The sequence below is a fragment of the Dactylosporangium cerinum genome, from assembly GCF_042653625.1.
GTDB classification, from domain to species: Bacteria; Actinomycetota; Actinomycetes; order Mycobacteriales; family Micromonosporaceae; genus Dactylosporangium; species Dactylosporangium cerinum.
Map to the genome: position 1 here is coordinate 426,788 of NZ_JBHSIU010000019.1, position 19,984 is coordinate 446,771.

19 protein-coding genes and 1 pseudogene are annotated in these 19,984 nt (G+C 71.1%); 2 read left to right on the forward strand and 18 right to left on the reverse strand.

The annotated features are described in order from the left end of the window. Positions 1–20: 20 nt before the first annotated feature. Positions 21–1,367 (forward strand): transaminase, encoded by a 1,347-nt coding sequence (locus ACFPIJ_RS19785; protein ID WP_380116620.1) that lies wholly within the window; start codon positions 21–23, stop codon positions 1,365–1,367. Here the strand turns inward: ACFPIJ_RS19785 and ACFPIJ_RS19790 are convergent. Next, positions 1,355–2,146, reverse strand: a pseudogene (locus ACFPIJ_RS19790) (MinD/ParA family ATP-binding protein); the annotation flags it as partial. The gene ACFPIJ_RS19785 and the pseudogene ACFPIJ_RS19790 sit on opposite strands and share 13 nt — an antisense overlap. Positions 2,147–2,572: 426 nt before the next feature. After that, positions 2,573–3,349, reverse strand: coding sequence for a hypothetical protein (locus tag ACFPIJ_RS19795; RefSeq protein WP_380116621.1), 777 nt, complete (start codon positions 3,347–3,349; stop codon positions 2,573–2,575). A 98-nt stretch (positions 3,350–3,447) separates the two neighbouring features. Between ACFPIJ_RS19795 and ACFPIJ_RS19800 the strand changes: the two genes are divergently transcribed. Next, positions 3,448–4,947 (forward strand): glycosyl hydrolase family 18 protein, encoded by a 1,500-nt coding sequence (locus ACFPIJ_RS19800; RefSeq protein WP_380116622.1) that lies wholly within the window; start codon positions 3,448–3,450, stop codon positions 4,945–4,947. Between the two features lie 63 nt (positions 4,948–5,010). On the opposite strand, the gene ACFPIJ_RS19805 is transcribed toward ACFPIJ_RS19800, so the two are convergent. From ACFPIJ_RS19805 to ACFPIJ_RS19880, 16 genes are all read right to left on the reverse strand, one after another. Further along, positions 5,011–5,934 carry an RluA family pseudouridine synthase gene (locus ACFPIJ_RS19805; protein WP_380116623.1) on the reverse strand — a complete coding sequence of 308 codons (924 nt, stop codon included), beginning with the start codon at positions 5,932–5,934 and terminating at the stop codon, positions 5,011–5,013. Next, the gene (gene lspA, locus ACFPIJ_RS19810) at positions 5,927–6,493 is read right to left on the reverse strand and encodes a signal peptidase II (protein ID WP_380116833.1); all 567 of its coding nucleotides are present in this window, start codon (positions 6,491–6,493) and stop codon (positions 5,927–5,929) included. The genes ACFPIJ_RS19805 and lspA overlap by 8 nt, the downstream gene beginning before the upstream one ends. After that, positions 6,490–6,921, reverse strand: coding sequence for a TraR/DksA family transcriptional regulator (locus ACFPIJ_RS19815; RefSeq protein WP_380116625.1), 432 nt, complete (start codon positions 6,919–6,921; stop codon positions 6,490–6,492). Before ACFPIJ_RS19815 ends, lspA begins: the two co-directional genes overlap by 4 nt. 388 nt (positions 6,922–7,309) lie before the next feature. Beyond that, complete coding sequence (locus ACFPIJ_RS19820; protein WP_380116626.1) at positions 7,310–8,812, reverse strand: potassium/proton antiporter; 1,503 nt, start codon at positions 8,810–8,812, stop codon at positions 7,310–7,312. Continuing rightward, the gene (locus ACFPIJ_RS19825; RefSeq protein ID WP_380116628.1) at positions 8,809–9,087 is read right to left on the reverse strand and encodes a DUF167 domain-containing protein; all 279 of its coding nucleotides are present in this window, start codon (positions 9,085–9,087) and stop codon (positions 8,809–8,811) included. Before ACFPIJ_RS19825 ends, ACFPIJ_RS19820 begins: the two co-directional genes overlap by 4 nt. A gap of 488 nt (positions 9,088–9,575) precedes the next feature. Beyond that, positions 9,576–10,337 (reverse strand): hypothetical protein, encoded by a 762-nt coding sequence (locus tag ACFPIJ_RS19830; RefSeq protein WP_380116629.1) that lies wholly within the window; start codon positions 10,335–10,337, stop codon positions 9,576–9,578. A 191-nt stretch (positions 10,338–10,528) separates the two neighbouring features. Beyond that, complete coding sequence (locus ACFPIJ_RS19835; protein WP_203852887.1) at positions 10,529–11,320, reverse strand: DivIVA domain-containing protein; 792 nt, start codon at positions 11,318–11,320, stop codon at positions 10,529–10,531. 49 nt (positions 11,321–11,369) lie between these two features. Continuing rightward, on the reverse strand, positions 11,370–11,675 hold the full coding sequence (locus tag ACFPIJ_RS19840; protein WP_363517495.1) for a YggT family protein: 306 nt from the start codon (positions 11,673–11,675) through the stop codon (positions 11,370–11,372). 18 nt (positions 11,676–11,693) lie between these two features. Continuing rightward, positions 11,694–12,458 (reverse strand): cell division protein SepF, encoded by a 765-nt coding sequence (locus tag ACFPIJ_RS19845; RefSeq protein ID WP_380116834.1) that lies wholly within the window; start codon positions 12,456–12,458, stop codon positions 11,694–11,696. A 126-nt stretch (positions 12,459–12,584) separates the two neighbouring features. Next, positions 12,585–13,286, reverse strand: a complete 702-nt coding sequence (locus ACFPIJ_RS19850) for a YggS family pyridoxal phosphate-dependent enzyme (RefSeq protein WP_380116630.1) — start codon at positions 13,284–13,286, stop codon at positions 12,585–12,587. A gap of 87 nt (positions 13,287–13,373) precedes the next feature. Further along, entirely contained in the window at positions 13,374–14,471 is a 1,098-nt protein-coding gene (gene ftsZ / locus ACFPIJ_RS19855) for a cell division protein FtsZ (protein WP_033356593.1), read from the reverse strand. Between the two features lie 226 nt (positions 14,472–14,697). Beyond that, positions 14,698–15,201, reverse strand: a complete 504-nt coding sequence (locus tag ACFPIJ_RS19860; protein ID WP_380116631.1) for a DinB family protein — start codon at positions 15,199–15,201, stop codon at positions 14,698–14,700. Next, positions 15,198–15,962 (reverse strand): cell division protein FtsQ/DivIB, encoded by a 765-nt coding sequence (locus ACFPIJ_RS19865; RefSeq protein ID WP_380116632.1) that lies wholly within the window; start codon positions 15,960–15,962, stop codon positions 15,198–15,200. The genes ACFPIJ_RS19860 and ACFPIJ_RS19865 overlap by 4 nt, the downstream gene beginning before the upstream one ends. A 7-nt stretch (positions 15,963–15,969) precedes the next feature. Next, positions 15,970–17,406, reverse strand: coding sequence for a UDP-N-acetylmuramate--L-alanine ligase (gene murC / locus ACFPIJ_RS19870; protein ID WP_380116633.1), 1,437 nt, complete (start codon positions 17,404–17,406; stop codon positions 15,970–15,972). Next, a complete protein-coding gene (locus tag ACFPIJ_RS19875; RefSeq protein ID WP_380116634.1) occupies positions 17,403–18,509 on the reverse strand; it encodes a UDP-N-acetylglucosamine--N-acetylmuramyl-(pentapeptide) pyrophosphoryl-undecaprenol N-acetylglucosamine transferase in 1,107 nt (368 codons plus the stop codon). Before ACFPIJ_RS19875 ends, murC begins: the two co-directional genes overlap by 4 nt. Continuing rightward, positions 18,509–19,981, reverse strand: coding sequence for an FtsW/RodA/SpoVE family cell cycle protein (locus ACFPIJ_RS19880; protein WP_380116635.1), 1,473 nt, complete (start codon positions 19,979–19,981; stop codon positions 18,509–18,511). Before ACFPIJ_RS19880 ends, ACFPIJ_RS19875 begins: the two co-directional genes overlap by 1 nt. Positions 19,982–19,984: the final 3 nt, after the last annotated feature.

The following is a 19,984-nucleotide window of genomic DNA, read 5'->3' on the forward strand; positions in this document are numbered from 1 at the left end:
CACTTTGCGAGACTCGCAGCATGATCGACCGTGACCGTCTGGGCGCACTGCTGCGCCGCGAGCGAGCCGCCTTCGCCGACCGTAACCCGCGCTCCGCGCAGGAGTACGCGAAGGCGGGAAACCTGTTCGGCCGCGTGCCGATGACATGGATGAACAAGAACGCCGCCGGCTTCCCGCTCTACCTGGCGAAGGCCCAGGGCGCGACGCTCACCGACATCGACGGCCACGAGTACACGGACTTCTGCCTGGGTGACACGGCGGCGATGGCCGGCCACGCGCCGCCGGCGACCCGGCAGGCGGTGCAGGAGCAGTTCGCGAACGGCGCCTGCGCCATGCTCCCGACACCGGACGCCGCGTGGGTGGGCGAGGAGCTGACCAGGCGGTTCGGCGTCGCCCAATGGAGCTTCGCGCTCACCGCGACGGACGCCAACCGCTGGGCGATCCGCCTGCTGCGCGCCATCTCACAAAGACCGAAGATCCTCTTCAACAGCTACTGCTACCACGGCTCCGTCGACGAGTCACTGATCGTGACCGGTGACCAGGGGCCGCAGAGCCGGGAGGGCAACGTCGGCGCCCCCTGCGACGTGACCCTGACCAGCCGCGTCGCGGAGTTCAACGACCTGGAGGGCCTCGCCAGAGAGCTCGCCCACGGTGATGTTGCAGCGGTACTGATGGAGCCCGCGCTGACGAACATCGGCATCGTGCTGCCCGAGCGCGGATACCTCGAAGGCGTGCGGGAGCTCACCCGGAGGTACGGCACGTACCTGGTCAACGACGAGACGCACACGTTCTCCGCCGGCCCGGGCGGCGCCACGAAACGGTGGGGCCTGGAGCCGGACGTGGTCACGATCGGCAAGGCGATCGGCGGCGGCATCCCAGCGGCGGCGTACGGAATTTCCCAGGAAATCGCCCAGAAGCTCGATGAGATGAACGATCTGGACCTGGTCGACATGGGCGGCGTCGGCGGCACCCTCGCCGGCAACGCCCTGTCGATCGCGGCCACCCGCGCCACCCTGGAACACGTCCTCACCGACGAGGCGTTCGCCCGGATGGAGTCCCTCGCCCAACGGTTCGAGGTCGGCGTCAGGAGCGCCATCGACGCCCACCAGCTGCCGTGGTCGGTCAGCAGGCTCGGCGCCCGGGTCGAGTACCGCTTCGTGAACCCCGCGCCTCGCACCGGCACCGAGTCTGCGCAGGCCGCCGACGCCGACCTGGAGGACTACCTCCACGTCTACCTGGCGAACCGGGGCATCCTGCTCACCCCGTTCCACAACATGGCCCTGATGTCACCGGCCACCACCGTCGCGCAGGTGGACGACCACGCCACAAAGTTCTACACGGCGATCAGCGAGCTTCAGCGCGCGTAGGGATCCATCATCACGGCCGCCGCCCGCAGCCAGGCCCGCTTGGTCGCGGGCGCCAGCATCGTGTATTCGATGTTGGAGCCGCTCTCCAGGGCCGGGTCATAGGGCACGACCACCACGGCCCTGGTCCGGGTGCGGAAGTGCCCGGCCAGGTCGTCGATGAGCGGCGTCGGGTTGGGCGTCGGGCAGGACAGCAGGGTCACCGCGTTGGCGACCAGCTCGTCCATGCCGGCCTCGTCGAGCAGGTCGAGCATCCAGTCGGCGGTGAACGCCGCGTCCTCCCGGGGGACGCTGGTCACGACCAGCTGGTCCGCGGCCTGCAGGACGGTCTGCCAGTTGGGGCTCTCCACGTTGTTGCCGGTGTCGACGCAGATCACGTCGTGGGTGCGGCGCAGCAGCTCCAGGACGCGGCGCACCGTGTGCGGGTCGAGACGCTGCGCGAAGCGCGGGTTCTCCTCACCTGCCAGGACGTCGTACGACCCGTCGGACGCATGCCGCAGGTAGTCGTCGAGCTGGTCATACAGGTCATACCCGGCGGTGTTCTCGACCCGGACGAGGTCGGCGATGAGGTGCCGGATGGTCCGGGCGTGCCGGGCACTGCCGGCGCGCAGGCCGAGGGTGCCGCGCAGCTCGTTGTCGTCCCAGGCGATGACGCCCTTGCCGCGGACGCTGCCGATGGTGGCGGCGGTCAGCACGGTCGCGGTGGTCTTGTGGACCCCGCCCTTCGGGTTGGCGAAGGCGAGGACCTTCGGCTTCGGGATCTCCTGGCGCAGGACCTGCACCATCTGCTCGGTCGGGTCCGCCGGGCGGGTCTGATATTCCACCTGGGGACCTCGACGAGTGTCATAAGGGTCGGCGCGACGGACCGGCGGGGCGTCGGCGAGGGGGCGCGAACCGTTGGGATGCATTGGCTCGTCATCGTAGGGCCGCGCGGGCGGATATGGGGCGCTGGGGCGCTCGAACCTTCCGTCGTAATCCAGATCACTCGGGCTTGACCGGCCGAGCAACGCCCGGTCCAGCAGCGAGCGCCAACGGGCGGGCGGCTCCGACGACCTGTCCCACCTGGCATCGGCCCGCTCTGCCACGCTGGCCCTCCCTCACACCGCAGCGTCCACCCGCACCCCAGGCTACGGACCGAACACTCTTCGGACCACACCTGCGCGAGCATCCCCTGCATCAACTGTCCGACAGGCCGACGGGATATCCCCTCAAGATGCGACAGGCCCGGCGAGCTGGGTCTGCTCGGGCAGCGGCGGCAGGAACACCGTCCGGTCGAGCCGGCGCAGGTCGGTGATCGGGTCGACGGCGCGGGTCTCCGGCCGGGCGGCGACGGCGCGCAGCGCCGCGGGTGCCGCGTAGATCACCGCGGCGTACACGCATGAGCAGTGCTCGCGGTATGCGGTCGCCTCCTTGTCCGCGATGATCGCCCCGTCGAGGTAGACGGCCCGCACGTCGCCGGGCTGGTTGGCGGCCTTGTCCAGCAGCTGCCGGTAGTGCGCCGCCTCCTCGGTCTTGCGGGCGGCGGTCGCATCCATCGCCTTGATCACATCGGAGGGCACGTCGTAGGCGCCGAGGCGGACCAGCTCCGTCTGCTCGCCCGGCAGCGGCACCCGGGCGAAGACGCTGGACAGCGCGACACCGGACAGCACCGGGGTCAGCCGATCGGGGCCGAGATAGGCGGTGAACGAGACCAGTGCATACACGGACTGTTCACCCGAAAGGGCGGTGAGCTCGTCGGCGGCGCGCTGCACGTACACCGGGATCGAGCCACCCTCGTCGACGCCGACGCGCAGCACGTCGCCCAGTGAGGGGTCGCTGCGCTGGTGCTGCTGGGCGCCGTGCACGACCAGGAGGGTCGCTGTGACCGCGACCACCGCGATCACGGCAGTGAAGACGCGCAGCCGCACCGCTCCCCGGAAGAGCCGGGTGAGGACATTGCCAGCTGCGGGGAGCAGCCGCTGGTCGAGCCGCTGGAAGAAGTTCATCGCGCTTCGAGCGTCGCACAGGCAAGTTGCACGGGTCTTGACAGGGTTCCCAGTGAAGACTATCTATCAGTAAGGTTTCCTAATAGAAAGGTGTCCTCGTGAGAGCTCCCGCCATCGCGACCGCCCTCGGTGCCGCAGCCGCGCTCGGCGCCGCCGTCGCGCTCGTGGTCACCGCCCCCGCCCAGGCGGCCACCACGCTCCCCGCCCACGTCTTCGCCCCGTACTTCGAGGCGTACAACGGCGACAGCCTCAACGGGCTGTCCCAGCAGTCCGGGGTCAAGCACCTGACCCTGGCCTTCGTCCAGACCGCGACCCGCGGCTCGTGCACGGTCTACTTCAACGGCGACACCTCCATGCCGATCGCGTCGGGCACGTTCGGCGCCGACATCGCCGCGATCCGTGCCCGCGGCGGCGACGTCATCCCGAGCTTCGGCGGGTACGCGGCCGACAACGGCGGCACCGAGATCGCCGACAGCTGCACCGACGTGAACCAGATCGCCGCGCAGTTCCAGAAGGTGATCACCACGTATGACGTCACCCGCATCGACCTGGACATCGAGGACAACTCGCTGACCAACACCGCGGGCATCGACCGGCGCAACAAGGCGATCAAGCTGACCGAGGACTGGGCCGCCGCCAACGGCCGCACCGTGCAGTTCCAGTACACGCTGCCGACCACCACCACCGGGCTCGCCCCCAGCGGCCTGGCGGTGCTGCGCAACGCGGTCACCAACAACGCCAGGATCGACTTCGTCAACCAGATGACGTTCGACTACTACGACAACCAGCCGCACCAGATGGCCCAGGACACGATCACCGCCTCCAACGGCCTGCACACGCAGCTCGGGCAGCTGTGGCCGGCCAAGACGGCGGCGCAGCGGTGGGCCATGATCGGCGTCACCGAGATGATCGGCGTCGACGACTTCGGCCCCGCCGAGACGTTCACCATCGCCGACGCGACCACCGTGCTCAACTGGGCCACCCAGCAGGGCATCGCGGCGCTGTCGTTCTGGGCGCTGCAGCGCGACAACGGCGGCTGCCCCGGCGGCGCGGCGGCCGACAACTGCTCCGGCATCCAGCAGTCGACCTGGCAGTTCTCGCACATCTTCAACCCGTTCACCAGCGGCGGCGGGACGACGAGCCCATCGCCCAGCAGGACACCGAGCACCAGCCCGAGCACCAGCACCAGCCCCAGCACCCCGCCGCAAGGTGGGCTGGTGAACGGCGGCTTCGAGACCGGCGCCCTGTCCCCGTGGACCTGCTCGCAGGGCAGCGGCAGCGTCGTCGGCGCCCCCGTGCACGGCGGCACGAAAGCACTCAAGGCCGCGGCGTCCAGTTCGGACACCGCACAGTGTTCGCAGACCGTCGGGGTGTCGGCGAACCGCACGTACACCCTGAGCGCCTGGGTCCAGGGCAACTACGCGTTCCTGGGCGCGACCACCGGCACGGGTGACGTCAGCACCTGGACACCCGGCGGCTCGACGTGGACGAAGCTCACCGTCACGGTGAACACCGGTAGCTCGACCTCGATCAAGATCTGGCTGCACGGTTGGTACGGCCAGGGCGCGATCTACGCCGACGACGTGACCCTGGTGTGACGCTGGTGTGACGCTGGTGTGACCCTTGGCTGAGGCCTGACCGCCGCTTACGGAAGGCAGCGGTCAGGCAGCGAGCATGTCGAGGGCCTGCGCCAGATCCGACGGGTACTCGCTGACGAACGAGACGTACTCGCCCTGGCGCGGGTGGATGAAACCCAGCTCCCGGGCGTGCAGCCACTGCCTGGACAGCTTCAGCCGCGCCGACAGCGTCGGGTCCGCGCCGTAGGTGACGTCGCCGACGCACGGGTGCCGCAGCGCGGAGAAGTGCACCCGGATCTGGTGGGTCCGGCCGGTCTCCAGCTTGACGTCGAGCAGGCTCGCGGAGGGGAACGCCTCGATCGTGTCGTAGTGGGTGACGCTGGGCCGGCCGCCGGAGACGACCGCAAACTTGTAGTCGTGGCCGGGGTGCCGGTCGATCGGGGCGTCGATCGTGCCCCGCAGCGGGTCCGGGTGTCCCTGGACGACCGCGTGGTAGCGCTTCTCGACCTCGCGTTCCTTGAACGCGCGCTTCAGGGCCGAGTACGCCAGCTCGCTCTTCGCGACGACCATGAGACCGGTGGTGCCGACGTCGAGCCGGTGCACGACACCCTGGCGTTCGGCGGCGCCGCTGGTGGCGACGGTGATCCCCATCGCGGCGAGGCCACCGATGACGGTGGTGCCGGTCCAGCCCGGGCTGGGGTGCGCGGCCACGCCGACCGGCTTGTCGACCACGACGATGTCGTCGTCGCTGTGCACGATGCGCAGGCCGTCGACCGGGGTCGCCTCGATGACGACCGCGGACGGCGGCGCGGGCAGGGTGACCTCGAGCCAGGCACCGGCGGCGACCTTGTCCGACTTGGCGCGGACCTGCCCGTCCACGGCCACGTCGCCGGCCTCGACCAGGCCGGCGGCGACGGTCCGGCTGAAGCCGAACAGCCGCGTCAGCGCCTGGTCGAGCCGGGTGCCGTCGAGGCCGTCGGGGACCGGCATCGATCGGGTCTCACGCATCCGGGGCGGTGTCCTTCCCCGTGGCGCGCAGACCGTCGCGGCGCCGGCCGGTGAACTCCAGCAGGATCGCGAGGGCCACGCCGACGGTGAGCGCCGAGTCGGCGATGTTGAACACCGGGAAGTGCCCGGCGTGGTCGTCGAGGAAGCTGAACATGTCCACCACGTGCCCGTGGAACGGCTTCGGCGCCCGGAAGATCCGGTCGCCGAGGTTGCCCGCGGCGCCGCCGAAGACGAGGCCGAGGGCGATCGCCCACGGCACCGACACCGTCGTGCGGAGCATGACGAGGAGCCACCCGATGACCGCGGTGGCGATGATCGGGAAGACCCACGTCAGGTCGCTGAACATGCTGAACGCGGCGCCGCTGTTCCGCGCGTAGATCACGTAGATCAGGCCGCCGAGCACTTTTACCGGCTCGCCGTGGGCGATGACGGAGGTGGTCCACTCCTTCACCGCGAGGTCGATGCCGATCACCAGGACCCCGACGATGGCGAAGAGCCCCCAGGCTCTGCGCCGGTTGCCGCGAGGGGTGGTCGTGGTGATGTCGTCCTGGGTGGTCAGCGTCGCTCCTCCAACTGCTTACAGGTGACGCAGAGCGTAGCGGACGGGAACGCGGCCAGCCGCTCGACGGGGATCGCGTTGCCGCACTTCTCACACCAGCCGTAGCCGCCCTCGTCGAGCCGCTCGAGGGCGCGCTCGACCTGGTTGACCCGCTCCAGGATGTTGTTGGCGAGGGTGATCTCCTGCTCGCGCTCGAACGTCTTGGTGCCGGTGTCGGCCTGGTCGTCGCCGGCGGAGTCGGTGAGACGGTGCTGCTGGAGCTCGGCGATCTCGACCAGGGTCTGGTCGTGCTCCGCCTTGAGCTCGTCGCGCCGCTCGATCAACGCCACCCGGATCTTCTCGGTCTCCGCGGCGGTGCGCGTGCCACGGGCGGCCTTCGCGACGGCCGCCTTGGCGGCGGCGGTCTTCGGTTCGGCGGTCTTGGCCATCGTGGCTCCCTTGGCCGCACGAGCGGCGATCGGCGACGTGTTGGATGTGGTGCCTGAGCCGCCCGCGTCGTCCGCAAGCCCCCCAGTGTTGCCGCGCTTGCTCTGCGCCGACGTGGTCATGTTGCTGCTCCCCCGAGCCGCCGCTTGCCGAGTGCCGCGTTTCTGTGCTGTTGTCACAGTGGTCACTCGCGTCACATCAGCGGCGTCATCCTGCCCGGCGGTGCTCGCGGACGTGCCTTTCGGCATGCCACCCGCTCGCTCGGCCATGGCTCCCCCAGATGCAAAATGGGCGCGCGACGCGCCGTCGCGCACTCCAGTGGCTGGCAAGAATACGGAATGTACACGCGTCCGACAAACATGCCACACGCATTCCGACCAATTGGATCAGTTATTGGCGCCGATCCTCGCCATGTTCGGCAAACCAGCGGGCAAGTCTTCCTCGCCTGCTCACCGCCCGCAGCCGGCGTTCCGCCGCGTCTCGCACCTGCTCCGTGGCCACGATCAGCAGACTGTCCCGGGTCTTCAACCGTGTCTGGGGCTCTGGAACGAACGCGCCGCCGTCGCGAAGCACCAGTGTCACGACCGCGCCGACAGGCAATCGTAGCTCGTCCACGTGCACGCCGTTGAGCTTCGAGCCGGCCGGGACCTCCAGTTGCAGGAGGTCCGCGCCCATCCGTTCGAGGGGCGCCGACTCGACCTGCAGGTCGGTGGTCTCGCCGGGCGCGGTCACGCCAAGACGCTTGGCGACCGGTGGCAGAGTCACCCCCTGCACCGCCGTGTACACCACCACCAGCACGAACACCACGTTGAACAGGGTCTGCGCGCCGGGCAGTCCGGCCGACAGCGGGATCGTGGCGAGCACGACCGGGACCGCGCCGCGCAGCCCCGCCCAGGACAGGAACGCCTGGTCGCGCCAGCCGAACCGGAACGGGGTGACGCTGACCAGCACCGACAGCGGCCGGGCGAGGAGGATCAGGACCAGCCCGACGACCAGGGCCGGCACCACCGCCTTACCCAGCTGGCTGGGTGAGGCGAGCAGGCCGAGCAGCACGAACAGGCCGATCTGGGCGAGCCAGGCGAGCCCGTCGGCGAAGCCGAGCATGGCCCGCCGGTGCGGCAGGTGCGCGTTGCCGAGGACCACGCCGGTGACGTACACGGCGAGGAAGCCCGAGGCGTGCGCGACCGAGCCGACCGCGTACGCCAGCACCGTGAGCCCGACCGCCGCGAGGGGGTACAGGCCGGCGGACGGCAGCGCGGCCCGGCGCAGCGCCCACGCGCCGCCGAGTCCGACGACGAGCCCGATCACGGCGCCGGCGGCGAGCTCGTAGCCGACCAGGCCCAGCTGCTGCCACCACGGGTCGTGGCTGCCCTCCGGCAGCGACAGCAGCACGACGAGGATCACCACTGGGGCGTCGTTGATGCCGGACTCGGCCTCGAGGATCGCGGCCAGCCGCGGCCGCACCGGCATCCGGCGCAGCGTGGAGAACACCGCGGCGGCGTCGGTCGAGGAAAGCACCGCCCCGTACAGCAGCGCCTGCTGCCAGCCCACGCCGAGCGCGTAGTGGGTGATCACGCCGACGACGGTCACACTGACCGCCACGCCCACGGTCGACAGCACCACGGCCGGGCCGAGCACCGGGCGCAGCGTCGACCAGCGCGCCGTCAGGCCACCCTCGGCGATGATCACCACGAGCGCGCAGATGCCGAGGGTGCGGGTGAGCTCCGCGTTCTCGAACTCGATGCCGAGACCCGCCTCGCCGATCACGACGCCGAGCAGCAGATAGACCAGCAGGCTGGGCAGGCCGAGGCGGACGGACAGGCGCACCGCGCCCACGCAGACCAGCAGCACCGCCGCACCGATCAGCAGCGCCAGGTTGAACTCGTGACTCAACGGGCAGGGTCCATCAACGCGGCGATGGCGGCGTCGTGTCCCGAGGGCAGCTCGACCAGCTTGTCGCGGCTGGCGGCGCCGGCCTTGAGCCGCAGCGCCGACGGCCGCAGCCGCAGCGCGCCGGCGAGCGCCCGCAACGCGGCCTCGGTTGCCTGACCGTCGACCGGCCGGGCACCGACCGCGACGATCAGCGCGGGGCCGTAGGGGCCGGCGTGGCTACCGCCGACCGCGGTGCGCGAGGCACCCGGCTTGACGCGGATCGCGATGGTGGGCATGGTTCATTGTGAAGGTTCACCCGATCGAGGGCGATCGCCCGGACCGGCAGGCCTTCGGCGGCAACCGACCAGACTTTCGCCTCCGGCGATGCATGGCCCACCTTGACTACGCTCGGTGCCCGCGCCGTGACGCCATTGGAGATCGATTAGGCGGCGGTTGCTACGGTGATGAAACCGGATGCCGCCGCCCGACGTGTGCCGCCGAAGGTGCCTGCCCGTCCGGACGATCGTCTGAAGGCTTATCGGTCCCGGGCAGTCGCCCTCGATCGGAGGGCGTGACCGGCAAGGACCGCGTCGTGCCGGACCAATCGCCCCCAGTCGGACGCGAGCGCCAAGCGTGACCGGGGAGGACCCGCGTCGTGCCGGGGCAATCGCCCTTGATCGGAGGCGGGCGCCAGGCGTGACCGGGGAGGACTCGCGTCGTGCCGGGCATCGCCCTCAGTCGGAGGCAGGCGTCAGGCGCGACCGGCAAGGCGGAGGCGCGAGCGTCAGGCGCGACCGGCGAGGACCGCGTCGTTGGGCTCGCAGACGCTGCACGGGGTGAAGCCGAGCTCGACCGCCTCGCCGATCGGCAGCGGCTCGCTCTCCCGGCCGAGCAGGTGCACGCAGCCGCGCACGTGGTAGCGGGGACGACCGTCGATGACCAGCACCTCGTCGGTCATCGTGGAGACGCGGGCGATGTCGGCGGCCGACGACGGCTGGATCGGCGGCTCGTCCTCCGGGTCCTCGTCGTCGTAGTCGTCGCCGTCGACGGACCACTCACCGGCGGCCGCCGACGGGTACTCCTCGAACGGGGGCACCTCCGGCTGCTGCGGCGTGGCGCGCTCGTCCCCGGGCTGGTCGCGCACGGGCGGCATCATCGCGGTCTCGTCGACCGGCGGGAGGTTGGCGTCCGAGCGGGCGCTGCCGCCCAGGCGGGTCGCACCGCCACGGCCGTAGGTGGTGCCGCCACCGGCGGTGGAGCGGGCACCGGCGCCGACCGGCTGGCGGGTCTCCCGCGCCACGCCGCCGTCACCGTCCAGGCGCGACTCGAACGGGTCGTAACGCTCGTCCGAGGGCACCTGGCGGCCGATGCGGCCGGCCCGCGCCGACCGGGCGGCAGCGGCCTGGCGCCCACCGACGATGAGTGCGACCGCTGCGAGGAGGCTCGCCCCGATCGACGCCACCAGCAGGGCGTCGGCACCTTGCAGCAGGCCCACCACGAGCAGGCCCACGGCCACGACGATCAGCAGCAGACTTCCGACGATCACGGCCTACCCCTCCGCATTGCGATCCAGGCACATGGTGCACACATACCCGGGCGAGTGTTGTCTTTCGCCCGTACAACGAACGAGACGCCGGATAGCGACCGGCGCCCCAGCCGAAATCGGCTGGGGCGCCGCGTGTCGCATTGACCGGCGTGTCGGATCAGTGCTCTGTGCTGGTCACCTGCTGGACGGGGTCAGCGTCCGGCACCCTCGTAGCCGCTGGACAGACCTGCCGTGGCGAGGCCGGCACCGCCGGCGGCGGCGCGGGTCGCGCCCTCGTTGCGGGCGGCCATCTCGGCCTCCAGGCTCTGCTCGCGGCCGGTCAGGTCGCGCAGCTGGCTCTCCAGGTAGGCCTTCAGGCGGGTGCGGTACTCCCGCTCGAACTGCTTGAGCTCCTCGATGTGCTTCTGCAGCGCGGTGCGCTTGGCGTCGAGACCGCCCATCGCCTCCTGGTGGCGCTGGCGGGCGTCGCGCTCGAGCGCGTCGGCCTTCGCCCGCGCGTCGCGGGTGACCTCCTCGGCCTTGGTGCGGGCCTCGGACAGCAGCTTGTCGGCCTCGCGGCGGGCGTCGGACACGTGGTCGTCGGCGGTGCGCTGGGCCATCATCAGGACGCGGAGCGCCTGCTGCTCGCCGTCGCCGCCGACCGGCCCGCCCTGGGAGCGGATCTGGTCCAGCTCCTGCTGCATGCCGCGGGCGGCCTGCTCGGCGGACTGCTTCTCCCGCTGGACACGCTCGAACTGCGTCTTGAGGTCGGCGAGCTCCGAGGCCAGGCGCGGGTCACCGCCGCCGCCGGGACCGGCGGGGGCACGACCGCCACCACCGCGTTCGAGCTGCGCACGCAGCTCGTTGTTCTCCTCGATCAGCCGGGCGAGCTCGCGCTCGACCTCGTCGAGGAAGGCGTCGACCTCCTCCTCGTCGTAGCCCCGTTTACCGATGGGGGGCTTCTTGAAGGCGACGTTGTGGACGTCGGCCGGGGTCAGCGGCATCGAAACTCCTCGGGTCAGTTGCGGCCGCGTGGCCGCCGATCGGGGCGAGTCACGAGAACACCTCGATCAGTTGCCTTACCACGACGTTCATCAGCACGAACAGGATAACCAGCAGCACAAGCGAAGACAGGTCCACGGCCACGGTACCAATACGCAGCGGACGGATCACCCGCCTCAACGCTTTGAGCGGCGGATCGGTGACGCTCCACACCACTTCGAGCGCTGCCGCGGCACCCCGGCCCGGTTGCCAGCGGCGGCCGAACTGCATGACGTAGCCCATCACAAAGCGCGCGAGGAGCACCACCAAGAACAGGTAGAGCAGCAGATGCACGATCTGCAGGGTGATGGACACCACGGCCGTTGAGTCCTCGCATCAGTTCTGGTTGAAGAACCCGCCCTCGGCGATCTTAGCTTTGTCCTCAGCGGTGACCTGGACATTTGCCGGAGAGAGCAGGAAGACTCGGTTGGTCACCCGCTCGAAGTTACCACGCAGGCCGAATACGAGTCCTGCCGCAAAGTCGACCAGTCGCTTCGCGTCCGCCTCGTCCATTTCGGTGAGGTTCATGATCACCGGGTGGCCGTCACGGAAGTGCTCGCCGATGGTGCGGGCCTCGTTATACGTGGTCGGGTGCAGCGTGGTGATGGCGTAACGACGGTCCTCGGCGTCTTCCTCGACCACGGGCCGCTCCCTCGTCGACGGCTGCGGCGCCAGCGCCAGGTTGTCCCGTGTCGGGTAGCTGACGGTCGTGGGCCGGGTGATCGAGCGCACGGTGCTGCGGCTCGCGGTCGCGTCCCGCTCCGCCGCCGACAGCCGCTCGGATGCCGTCAGGCGCTCCGAGGCCGCCAGGCGCTCGGACGCGGTGAGCCGCTCCGACCCGGCGAGCCGATCGGACAACCGCTCCGACCCGGCGAGGCGGTCGGACAGCCGCTCGGAGCTCGCGAGCCGGTCGGCCAGCCGGTCCGACCCGGAGAGGCGGTCGGACGTCATGCGGGCACGCGGCGCCGGCACTTCGTCGACGTCGTCGTCGTCGTCGGCGAAGTCGTCGCCGTAACCCCGGTAGTGACGGTCGTCGTATCCCCGTTCGTCTTCGTCCTCGACGAGTCCGAGCCATACGCCCGCCCTGCGCAGAGCACCCATGCGCGCTCCTCCGTCCACCGCCATGCGGCACTTCCCCCCGTTGCCGGTGCCACCGATCACATGGTGTTGCACCGCCCCGCCGGCGCAGAACCACACCCGTGTAGTTTTTCCGTTCCCGCGGCCAGGCTACCCCAGCGGGGGTCGATTTCCGAGCAATGCGCTACCGACACGGACATGTGTCGAGCCGTGTGAAATCGCCGATTCGAGGTCGTCGCTCATGCCCGCGGAAATCCAGTCCGCGCCTGGAAAGGCGACGCGCAACCGCGCGGATACGTCGGCGAGTCGCGCGAATGCCGCGTCCGGTTCCCACCCCAGTGGCGCGACCGCCATCACACCTTTGAGTGTCAGAACGGGGCTGGCGGCGATTGATTCGGCCATATGTTCGATAATTCCGGTGACTGCACCGCCGCGATGTTCGTCGTCGTCGAGGCTCACCTGGACGAGCGCGCCGAGCGGGGTCTCGCGTTCGGCCCGGACCGCGGCGTCCACGAGGGCGTCCACCAGCCGCAGGCTGTCCACCGAGTGCACCACCGAGGCGTAGGAGACCACGGAGCGGGCCTTGTTGCGCTGCAACTGCCCGATGAAGTGCCAGCGCAGGTCCGCGGGCGCGGCAGCGGCCTTGGGGGCGGCCTCCTGATCCCGGTTCTCCCCCACGTCCAGGACCCCCAGTGACGCCAGCCGGGCCACGTCGGCGGCGGGGTACGTCTTGGTGACCGCGATCAGGCTCACCTCGGCGGGGTCCCTGGAAGCAGCCTTGCAGGCCGCGGCGATCCGCTCCCGGACCGCGGCGAGGTTGCGCCCGATCTCCTCGGTCCGTGCGTCGCTCACGTGGGTCCTCCGAACACGAGCATGTGGGTCCTCCGAACAAGAGCCGAAACGAAACCGGGTGGGTCCCGAGGGACCCACCCGATTCTTTCAGGCGCCGTTCTTGAGGAAGTCCGGCACGTCGACGTCGTCGAACAGCACCCGCCGGGGCGGCGGCGGTGCCTGGCGCTCGACCGGCGCCGGCTCCTTCGGCTGGTGGTGCGAGCGCGGCGGGCGGGCCTCGACCGGCCGGTAGGCCGGCGCGCCGCCGTCGAACCCGGCCGCGATCACCGTGACGCGGACCTCGTCGCCGAGCGCGTCGTCGATGACCGCGCCGAAGATGATGTTGGCGTCGGGGTGGGCCGCGTCGGTGACCAGCTGTGCCGCGTCGTTGATCTCGAACAGGCCGAGGTCGGAGCCACCGGCGATGGACAGCAGCACGCCACGCGCGCCGTCCATGCTCTGCTCCAGCAGCGGGCTGGAGATCGCCGACTCGGCTGCCTCCACGGCACGGTTGTCGCCGCGGGCGCTGCCGATGCCCATGAGAGCGCTCCCGGCCCCGCTCATGACGCTCTTGACGTCGGCGAAGTCGAGGTTGATCAGGCCGGGCGTGGTGATCAGGTCGGTGATGCCCTGGACACCGGACAGCAGCACCTGGTCGGCCTGCCGGAAGGCGTCCATCATCGAGATGCCGCGGTCGCCGAGCGCCAGGAGCCGGTCGTTGGGGATGACGATGAGCGTGTCGCACTGGTTGCGCAGCTCCTCGATCCCCGCCTCGGCCTGGACCTGGCGGCGCTTGCCCTCGAAGGAGAACGGCCGGGTGACCACGCCGATCGTCAGCGCGCCGAGCTTCCGCGCGATGTTCGCCACCACCGGCGCGCCGCCGGTGCCCGTGCCGCCGCCCTCGCCGCACGTGACGAAGACCATGTCGGCACCCTTGAGCACCTCTTCGATCTCGTCACGGTGGTCCTCGGCGGCGTTCTTGCCCACGTCGGGGTTGGCGCCCGCGCCGAGCCCCCGGGTCAGTTCCCGGCCGACGTCGAGCTTGACGTCGGCGTCGCTCATCAGCAGGGCCTGGGCGTCGGTGTTGATCGCGATGAACTCGACGCCCTTGAGGCCAACCTCGATCATGCGATTGACGGCGTTGACCCCGCCGCCGCCGATGCCGACGACCTTGATGACCGCGAGATAGTTGTGCGGATGTGTCATCGGACTGCCTTTCCTTTCGAGGTTGGCGAGCGCCGATCCTTCCCGGAGCCGTCGAACTGGTGAAGCCCGACCCCGCGACGGGCGGCGTCCGCCATGCAGACGCACTGGATGCGGGTCCCGCAAACCCTCACCCTTTACTAGAGGCTTATAGTTATGTCAACTAATGCCTTATCGCAAGGTAAGGGCCCGACTGTCGCGATCCAAGGACCGCCGCCCGGCGTGTCGGCTATTCGCCCACGATGCCGTCGACCAATTCCCTAACGGCGTCGAGGTGCCCGTTGTGACGGGCGGTCTCCTCGATCATGTGCAGAAGCACCCAGCGGACCGACACCTCGGCCCCGTGCCGCCGCCCCAGGCACACCGAACCAAGATCAACATCGGCCAGCAGCGCCCGCGAACGGTCGCACTGGCGACGGTAGGCGGCAAGCTGACCGACGAGCGTCGCGCCCGGGCGGCGGCGCCACTCCAGGTCCGGATCCTCCGCGGTCCACTGCGCCGGCACGGCGAGTCCCGCGACGATCTCCTCGAACCAGTACGACTCGACGGCCGTGAGATGCGACACCAGCCCGGCCGCACTGGTCAGCGACGGCGTCGGCAGCGGCGTGCGCCACGCCGACGACTCGGCCAGCCCCGCGCACTTCACGTGCACGGTCTCGCGGTGCCAGTCGAGCCAGCCGAGCAGCAGCGACCGTTCGTCACCCACGTACGGCACGTCGACGCGGCCGCTCATCGCTCCAGCACCACCCCGGGCGCGCTCACGTCGAGGGTCTTGCCGGGTTCGATCTTCGTGAACTGCAGCACCCGGATCTTCGCTTCGTTGTCGGCCGCGTCGCCCCAGACGACGACGCGGGACTCGGTGAGCTCGAGCCGGATGCGGGTCGGCGCGTCGGCGACGAGGGCCGTCATGGTGTCCCGCAGCCACGCCGGCAGCGCCGCCAGGACGATCAGCGCGGCCTTCGTCGCGGCGTCGCCGGGCCCGGGCGCGGCGAGGCGCAGCACGGGCAGCCCCGCCGGCGCCGAGCCGACCGGCAGGTACGCCACGCCGCCGGCGTCCAGGAGGGTGAAGCCGAGCGCCCGCGGCACCGCGGCGATCGCGGTCCGCTCATGGACGGCGAGCACCAGGGTGCGCGGGTAGTCCTTCGACGCGGTCACGGTGCGCACCGGCGGCAGCGAGCGCACCCGCCGCTCGACGGCGCCCAGGTCGAGCCGCGCGAGCGGGGTGCCGGCCGGGACCGCGGCGGCAGACCGGACGTCCTGGGCGGTGAGCGCCGACACGCCGGTCACCCGGATCCCGTGGACCCCGAGCGCCGGCGTGGCGTACACGATGGCGACGACCCCGCCGAGCAGCCCGACGACCCCCAGCCCGACCAGCCACGACAGCAGCACGCGCAGCCGGTGCTGCCGGGCCCGCTTCGCGAACCGCCGCTGCGAGGAGCCGGCGGGCGCGGAGCGGGGCGCGAGGACGAGCCGCCAGCCGCGCGTGGGGGTCAAGGGCGCCTCAGTCCTCCTCGGGCCGGTTGTGCCGGCCGACGTAGCCGGCGCCGGCGTCCTTGAGCGCGGCGAGGAGCTCGTCGCCCATCAGGGAGATCGGCGGCGCGCCCATCGTGACGACGACGTCACCCTCCTGGACGCGGGCGACGACCTCGCCGGGCACGTCCTCCCACGACGGCACGAACACCTTGCGGTCCTCGGGCAGGTCGACGGCCGCGGTCAGCGCGACGCCGCCCTCCCCCGGCTCCCGGACCTCGCCGGGGCCGAAGACCTCCATGATGATCGCCTCGTCGCCCAGGGACAGCGCCGCGGCGATCTCGGCCTGGAAGTCGCGGGTGCGGTACATCCGGTACGGCTGGAACACCACGATCAGCCGGCCGCCCGCGGCCACCTCGCGCAGCGTGCGCATCGCCGCGTCGATCGGGACCGGGTGGTACGCGTACTCGTCGTAGATCCGCACCCCGGCCTCGGTGCCCTTGAACTCGAAGCGCCGCCGCACGCCGGGGAACGTGGCCAGGGCCTCGATCGCCGACTCCGCGGAGATGCCCAGCCGCAGGGCGGTGAGCAGCGCGCCGGCCGAGTTGAGGCCGAGGTGGGCGCCGGGGACCGGCAGGTACACCTCGCCGAGCGGCACGCCGTCGTGGTGCGCCACGTACCGCACGCCCTGCGCGGACGAACGCACCTCGGACAGCCGCAGGTCGGCGTCGGGGGCGGTGCCGTAGGTGACGACGTCGCCGCCGGCGGCGCGGACCCGCACCGCCATCCGCTGGGCGCCGGGGTCGTCGGCGCAGGTGACCACGAAGCCGCCGGGCTCGGTCCGGGCGCAGAACTCGACGAACGCGTCCTCGAGGCCCTGCAGGTCGCCGTAGGTGTTGAGGTGGTCGGCGTCGATGTTGGTGACGACCGCGACGTGCGGGTTGTAGAGCAGGAACGACCGGTCGCTCTCGTCGGCCTCCGCCACGAACAGCTCGCCGCTGCCGTGGTGGGCGTTGGAGCCGACCTCCGAGATCTCCCCGCCGATCACGAACGACGGGTCGAGGCCCGCGTGCTGGAGCATCAGCGTGATCATCGACGTGGTCGTCGTCTTGCCGTGGGTGCCGGCGACCGCCACGCTGCGGCGCCCCACCATGGTCGCCGCGAGCGCCTCGGAACGGTGCATGAGCCGCAGCCCGCGCTCCCGGGCCGTGACGAGCTCGATGTGGTCCTTGGGGATGGCGGTCGAGTAGACCACCGTGTCCACGCCGTCGAGGTTGGACGGCCGGTGCTCGCGGAAGATCGTGCCGCCGAGCGCCTTGAGCGCCGCCAGCTGCGGCCACTCGCGCAGCTCGCTGCCGGACGTGGGGATGCCCCGGGTGAGCAGCAGCCGGGCGAGCCCGCTCATGCCGACCCCGCCGACCCCGACCAGGTGCACGGTCCCGAGATCCTCAGCTGTGAGCTGGCTCATGCTCCGACCACCTTCAGCAGGTACCGACGGAGGGCCTCGTCGCCGTCGCGGCGCCCGTAGCCGGCGGCGGCCCGGCTCATGCCGGCCAGGCGCGCACCGTCGCGGACGAGGGGCACCACGGTGTCGGTGACCCACTGCGGGGACAGGTCGCCGTCCTCGACGATCAGGCCGCCGCCCGCCTCGACCACCGGCAGCGCGTTGCGGCGCTGCTCGCCGTTGCCCCACGGCAGCGGCACGTAGATCGCCGGCATCCCGACCGCGGCGGTCTCGGCGCAGGTCATCGCGCCACCTCGGCACAACGCCAGGTCGCCGGCCGCGTATCCGAGCTCCATCTCCGACAGGAACTTGACCTTCACGTACGGCGCGGGCAGCCCGCTGGGCACCTCGACGTCGTCGTTGCGGGCGCCGATGATGTGCAGCACCTGCACCCCGGACCCGGTGATCTGCTTCGCCGCGCCGGAGACCGCCAGGTTGATCGACCGGGCGCCGGCCGACGCGCCGAAGACGAACAGCGTCGGCAGGTGCGGGTCGAGGCCGAAGTGCGCGCGGGCCCGCTCCCGCAGCGCGGCCCGGTCGAGGGTGGCGATGCTCTGCCGCAGCGGCACCCCGACCACCTCGGCGTGCGCCACGGACGGGATCTGCTGCGCCTGGTGGGGGAAGCCGAGCACGATGTGCTTGGTGAAGCGCATGCCCATCTTGTTGGCCACGCCGACCGGGACGTTGACCTCGTGGATGATCGTCGGCGTCTTGCGCCGCCAGGCGGCGATGTAGGCCGGGACCGACACGTAGCCGCCGAAGCCGACCACCGCGTCCGCCTCGACCTCGTCGAGGATCTCGCGGGTGGCCTTCGCGGACTTGTACATCCGGTCCGGGGTGCGGACCAGGTTCATGTTCACCGACCTGGGCAGCTGGAAGGCCGGGACGGTGCGCAGGTCATAGCCGCGCTGCGGGATGATCTCACCCTCCATCCCGCGCTCCGAACCGATACAGGTGATCCGCAGGCCGGGGTCGTGCCGGCGGAGGCAGTCGGCGAAGGCGAGCAGCGGGTAGATGTGCCCGCCGGTGCCTCCGCCGGCCAGCACCACGGAGCGCAGCGCTGCCATCAGGAGCTCCTTCCGCGGGTCCGCCCTCGGCTGCTGCCGTCAGGCACCAGGGGACGACCCGTCGCGCGTGTCGAGGGGACGTCGCCGTCGCTCTCCGAGCGTGCGCGCGGCAGCGGTGGCAACGGCGCCCAGAGTAGTCGCACCCACTTTCGCGGCGGACGGGCGTGCATGGCTCTGGCGCAGTCGGGCTCGGCGCGGGCCGCGGAGCTGAGCATCCCGGCCGCGCCGAGGGCCACGACCAGGGCGCTGCCGCCGTCGGAGATGAACGGCAGGGGCAGGCCGGTGATCGGCATGAGACCGACGACGCCGCCGATGTTGATGATCGCCTGCCCGACGAACCAGATGGTGATCGCGGCGGCGACGAGCCGACGGAACGGGTCCTCGACCCGGCGGGCGATCCGCAGGCCGGTGTAGGTGAGCATGCCGAACAGCACCAGGACGACGAGGCAGCCGACCACGCCGAGTTCCTCGGCGAGGATGGCGAAGATGAAGTCGTTGTGCGCGTTGGGCAGCCGGCCCCACTTGAGCTGGCTCTCGCCGAGCCCGACGCCGAACCAGCCGCCGTTGCCGATCGCCCAGAGCCCGCGCAGGTACTGGTACCGCCCGTCCTCGGCGTTGGGGTCGATGGACGGGTCGAAGAAGACCTTGATCCGGGCCAGCCGGTAGTCCTTCTCGGCCGGCAGCAGGATCAGTGCGAGCACGCCGGTGGCCACGAGGCCACCCAGCCAGCCGAAGACCGGCAGCCGCGCCCCGGCCGCCCACAGCAGCCCGGTGAACAGGACCACGAGGCAGATCATCGAGCCGAGGTCGTTGTACCCGACGAGCAGCAGCAGCACGACCGTCACCGGCAGCAGCGGCATGAACAGCTCCCGCCACGACAGGATCGTGCGGCCCTTGCGCACCAGCAGGTCGGCGCCCCAGACGACGAGGGCGACCTTCGCCAGCTCGGCCGGCTGGATCTGGACGCCGCCGAGGTGCAGCCACAGGTCCTCGGCCCAGATCGGCCCGAGGTGGATCCACTGCGTCTTCTCCCCCGGCGGGGTGCGGCTGGCCGACAGCCAGCCCATGAGATCGACGAAGCCCATGAGCACGAACGCGGCGATGAGCAGCGGCGCGGCCACGGCGCGGAACGTGCGCACCGGCAGCCGCTGGCAGACCCAGAACGCGACGAGACCGACGACGGCGAAGATCGTCTGCTTGAGCACCGAGCCGAACGGGCTGCCCGTGGCGGCGTAGTTGTCGACGCCGGTGACCGAGAACACCATCACCAGGCCGATGAAGACCAGCAGCCCGACGCTGGACAGCAACAGGTAGTAGGACGCGAGGGGGCGGTCGAGCAGCCCCCGCAGGGCGTCGACCCAGCCGAGGATCCCGCTGCCGGGCGGTGCCGGGGCCGCCGCCTGGGCGGCCGGGGTCGCAGCCGGGGCCGCCGGTGCCGGTGCCGCCGTGTCCTGCTCCCCATCGCCCCGCATGGG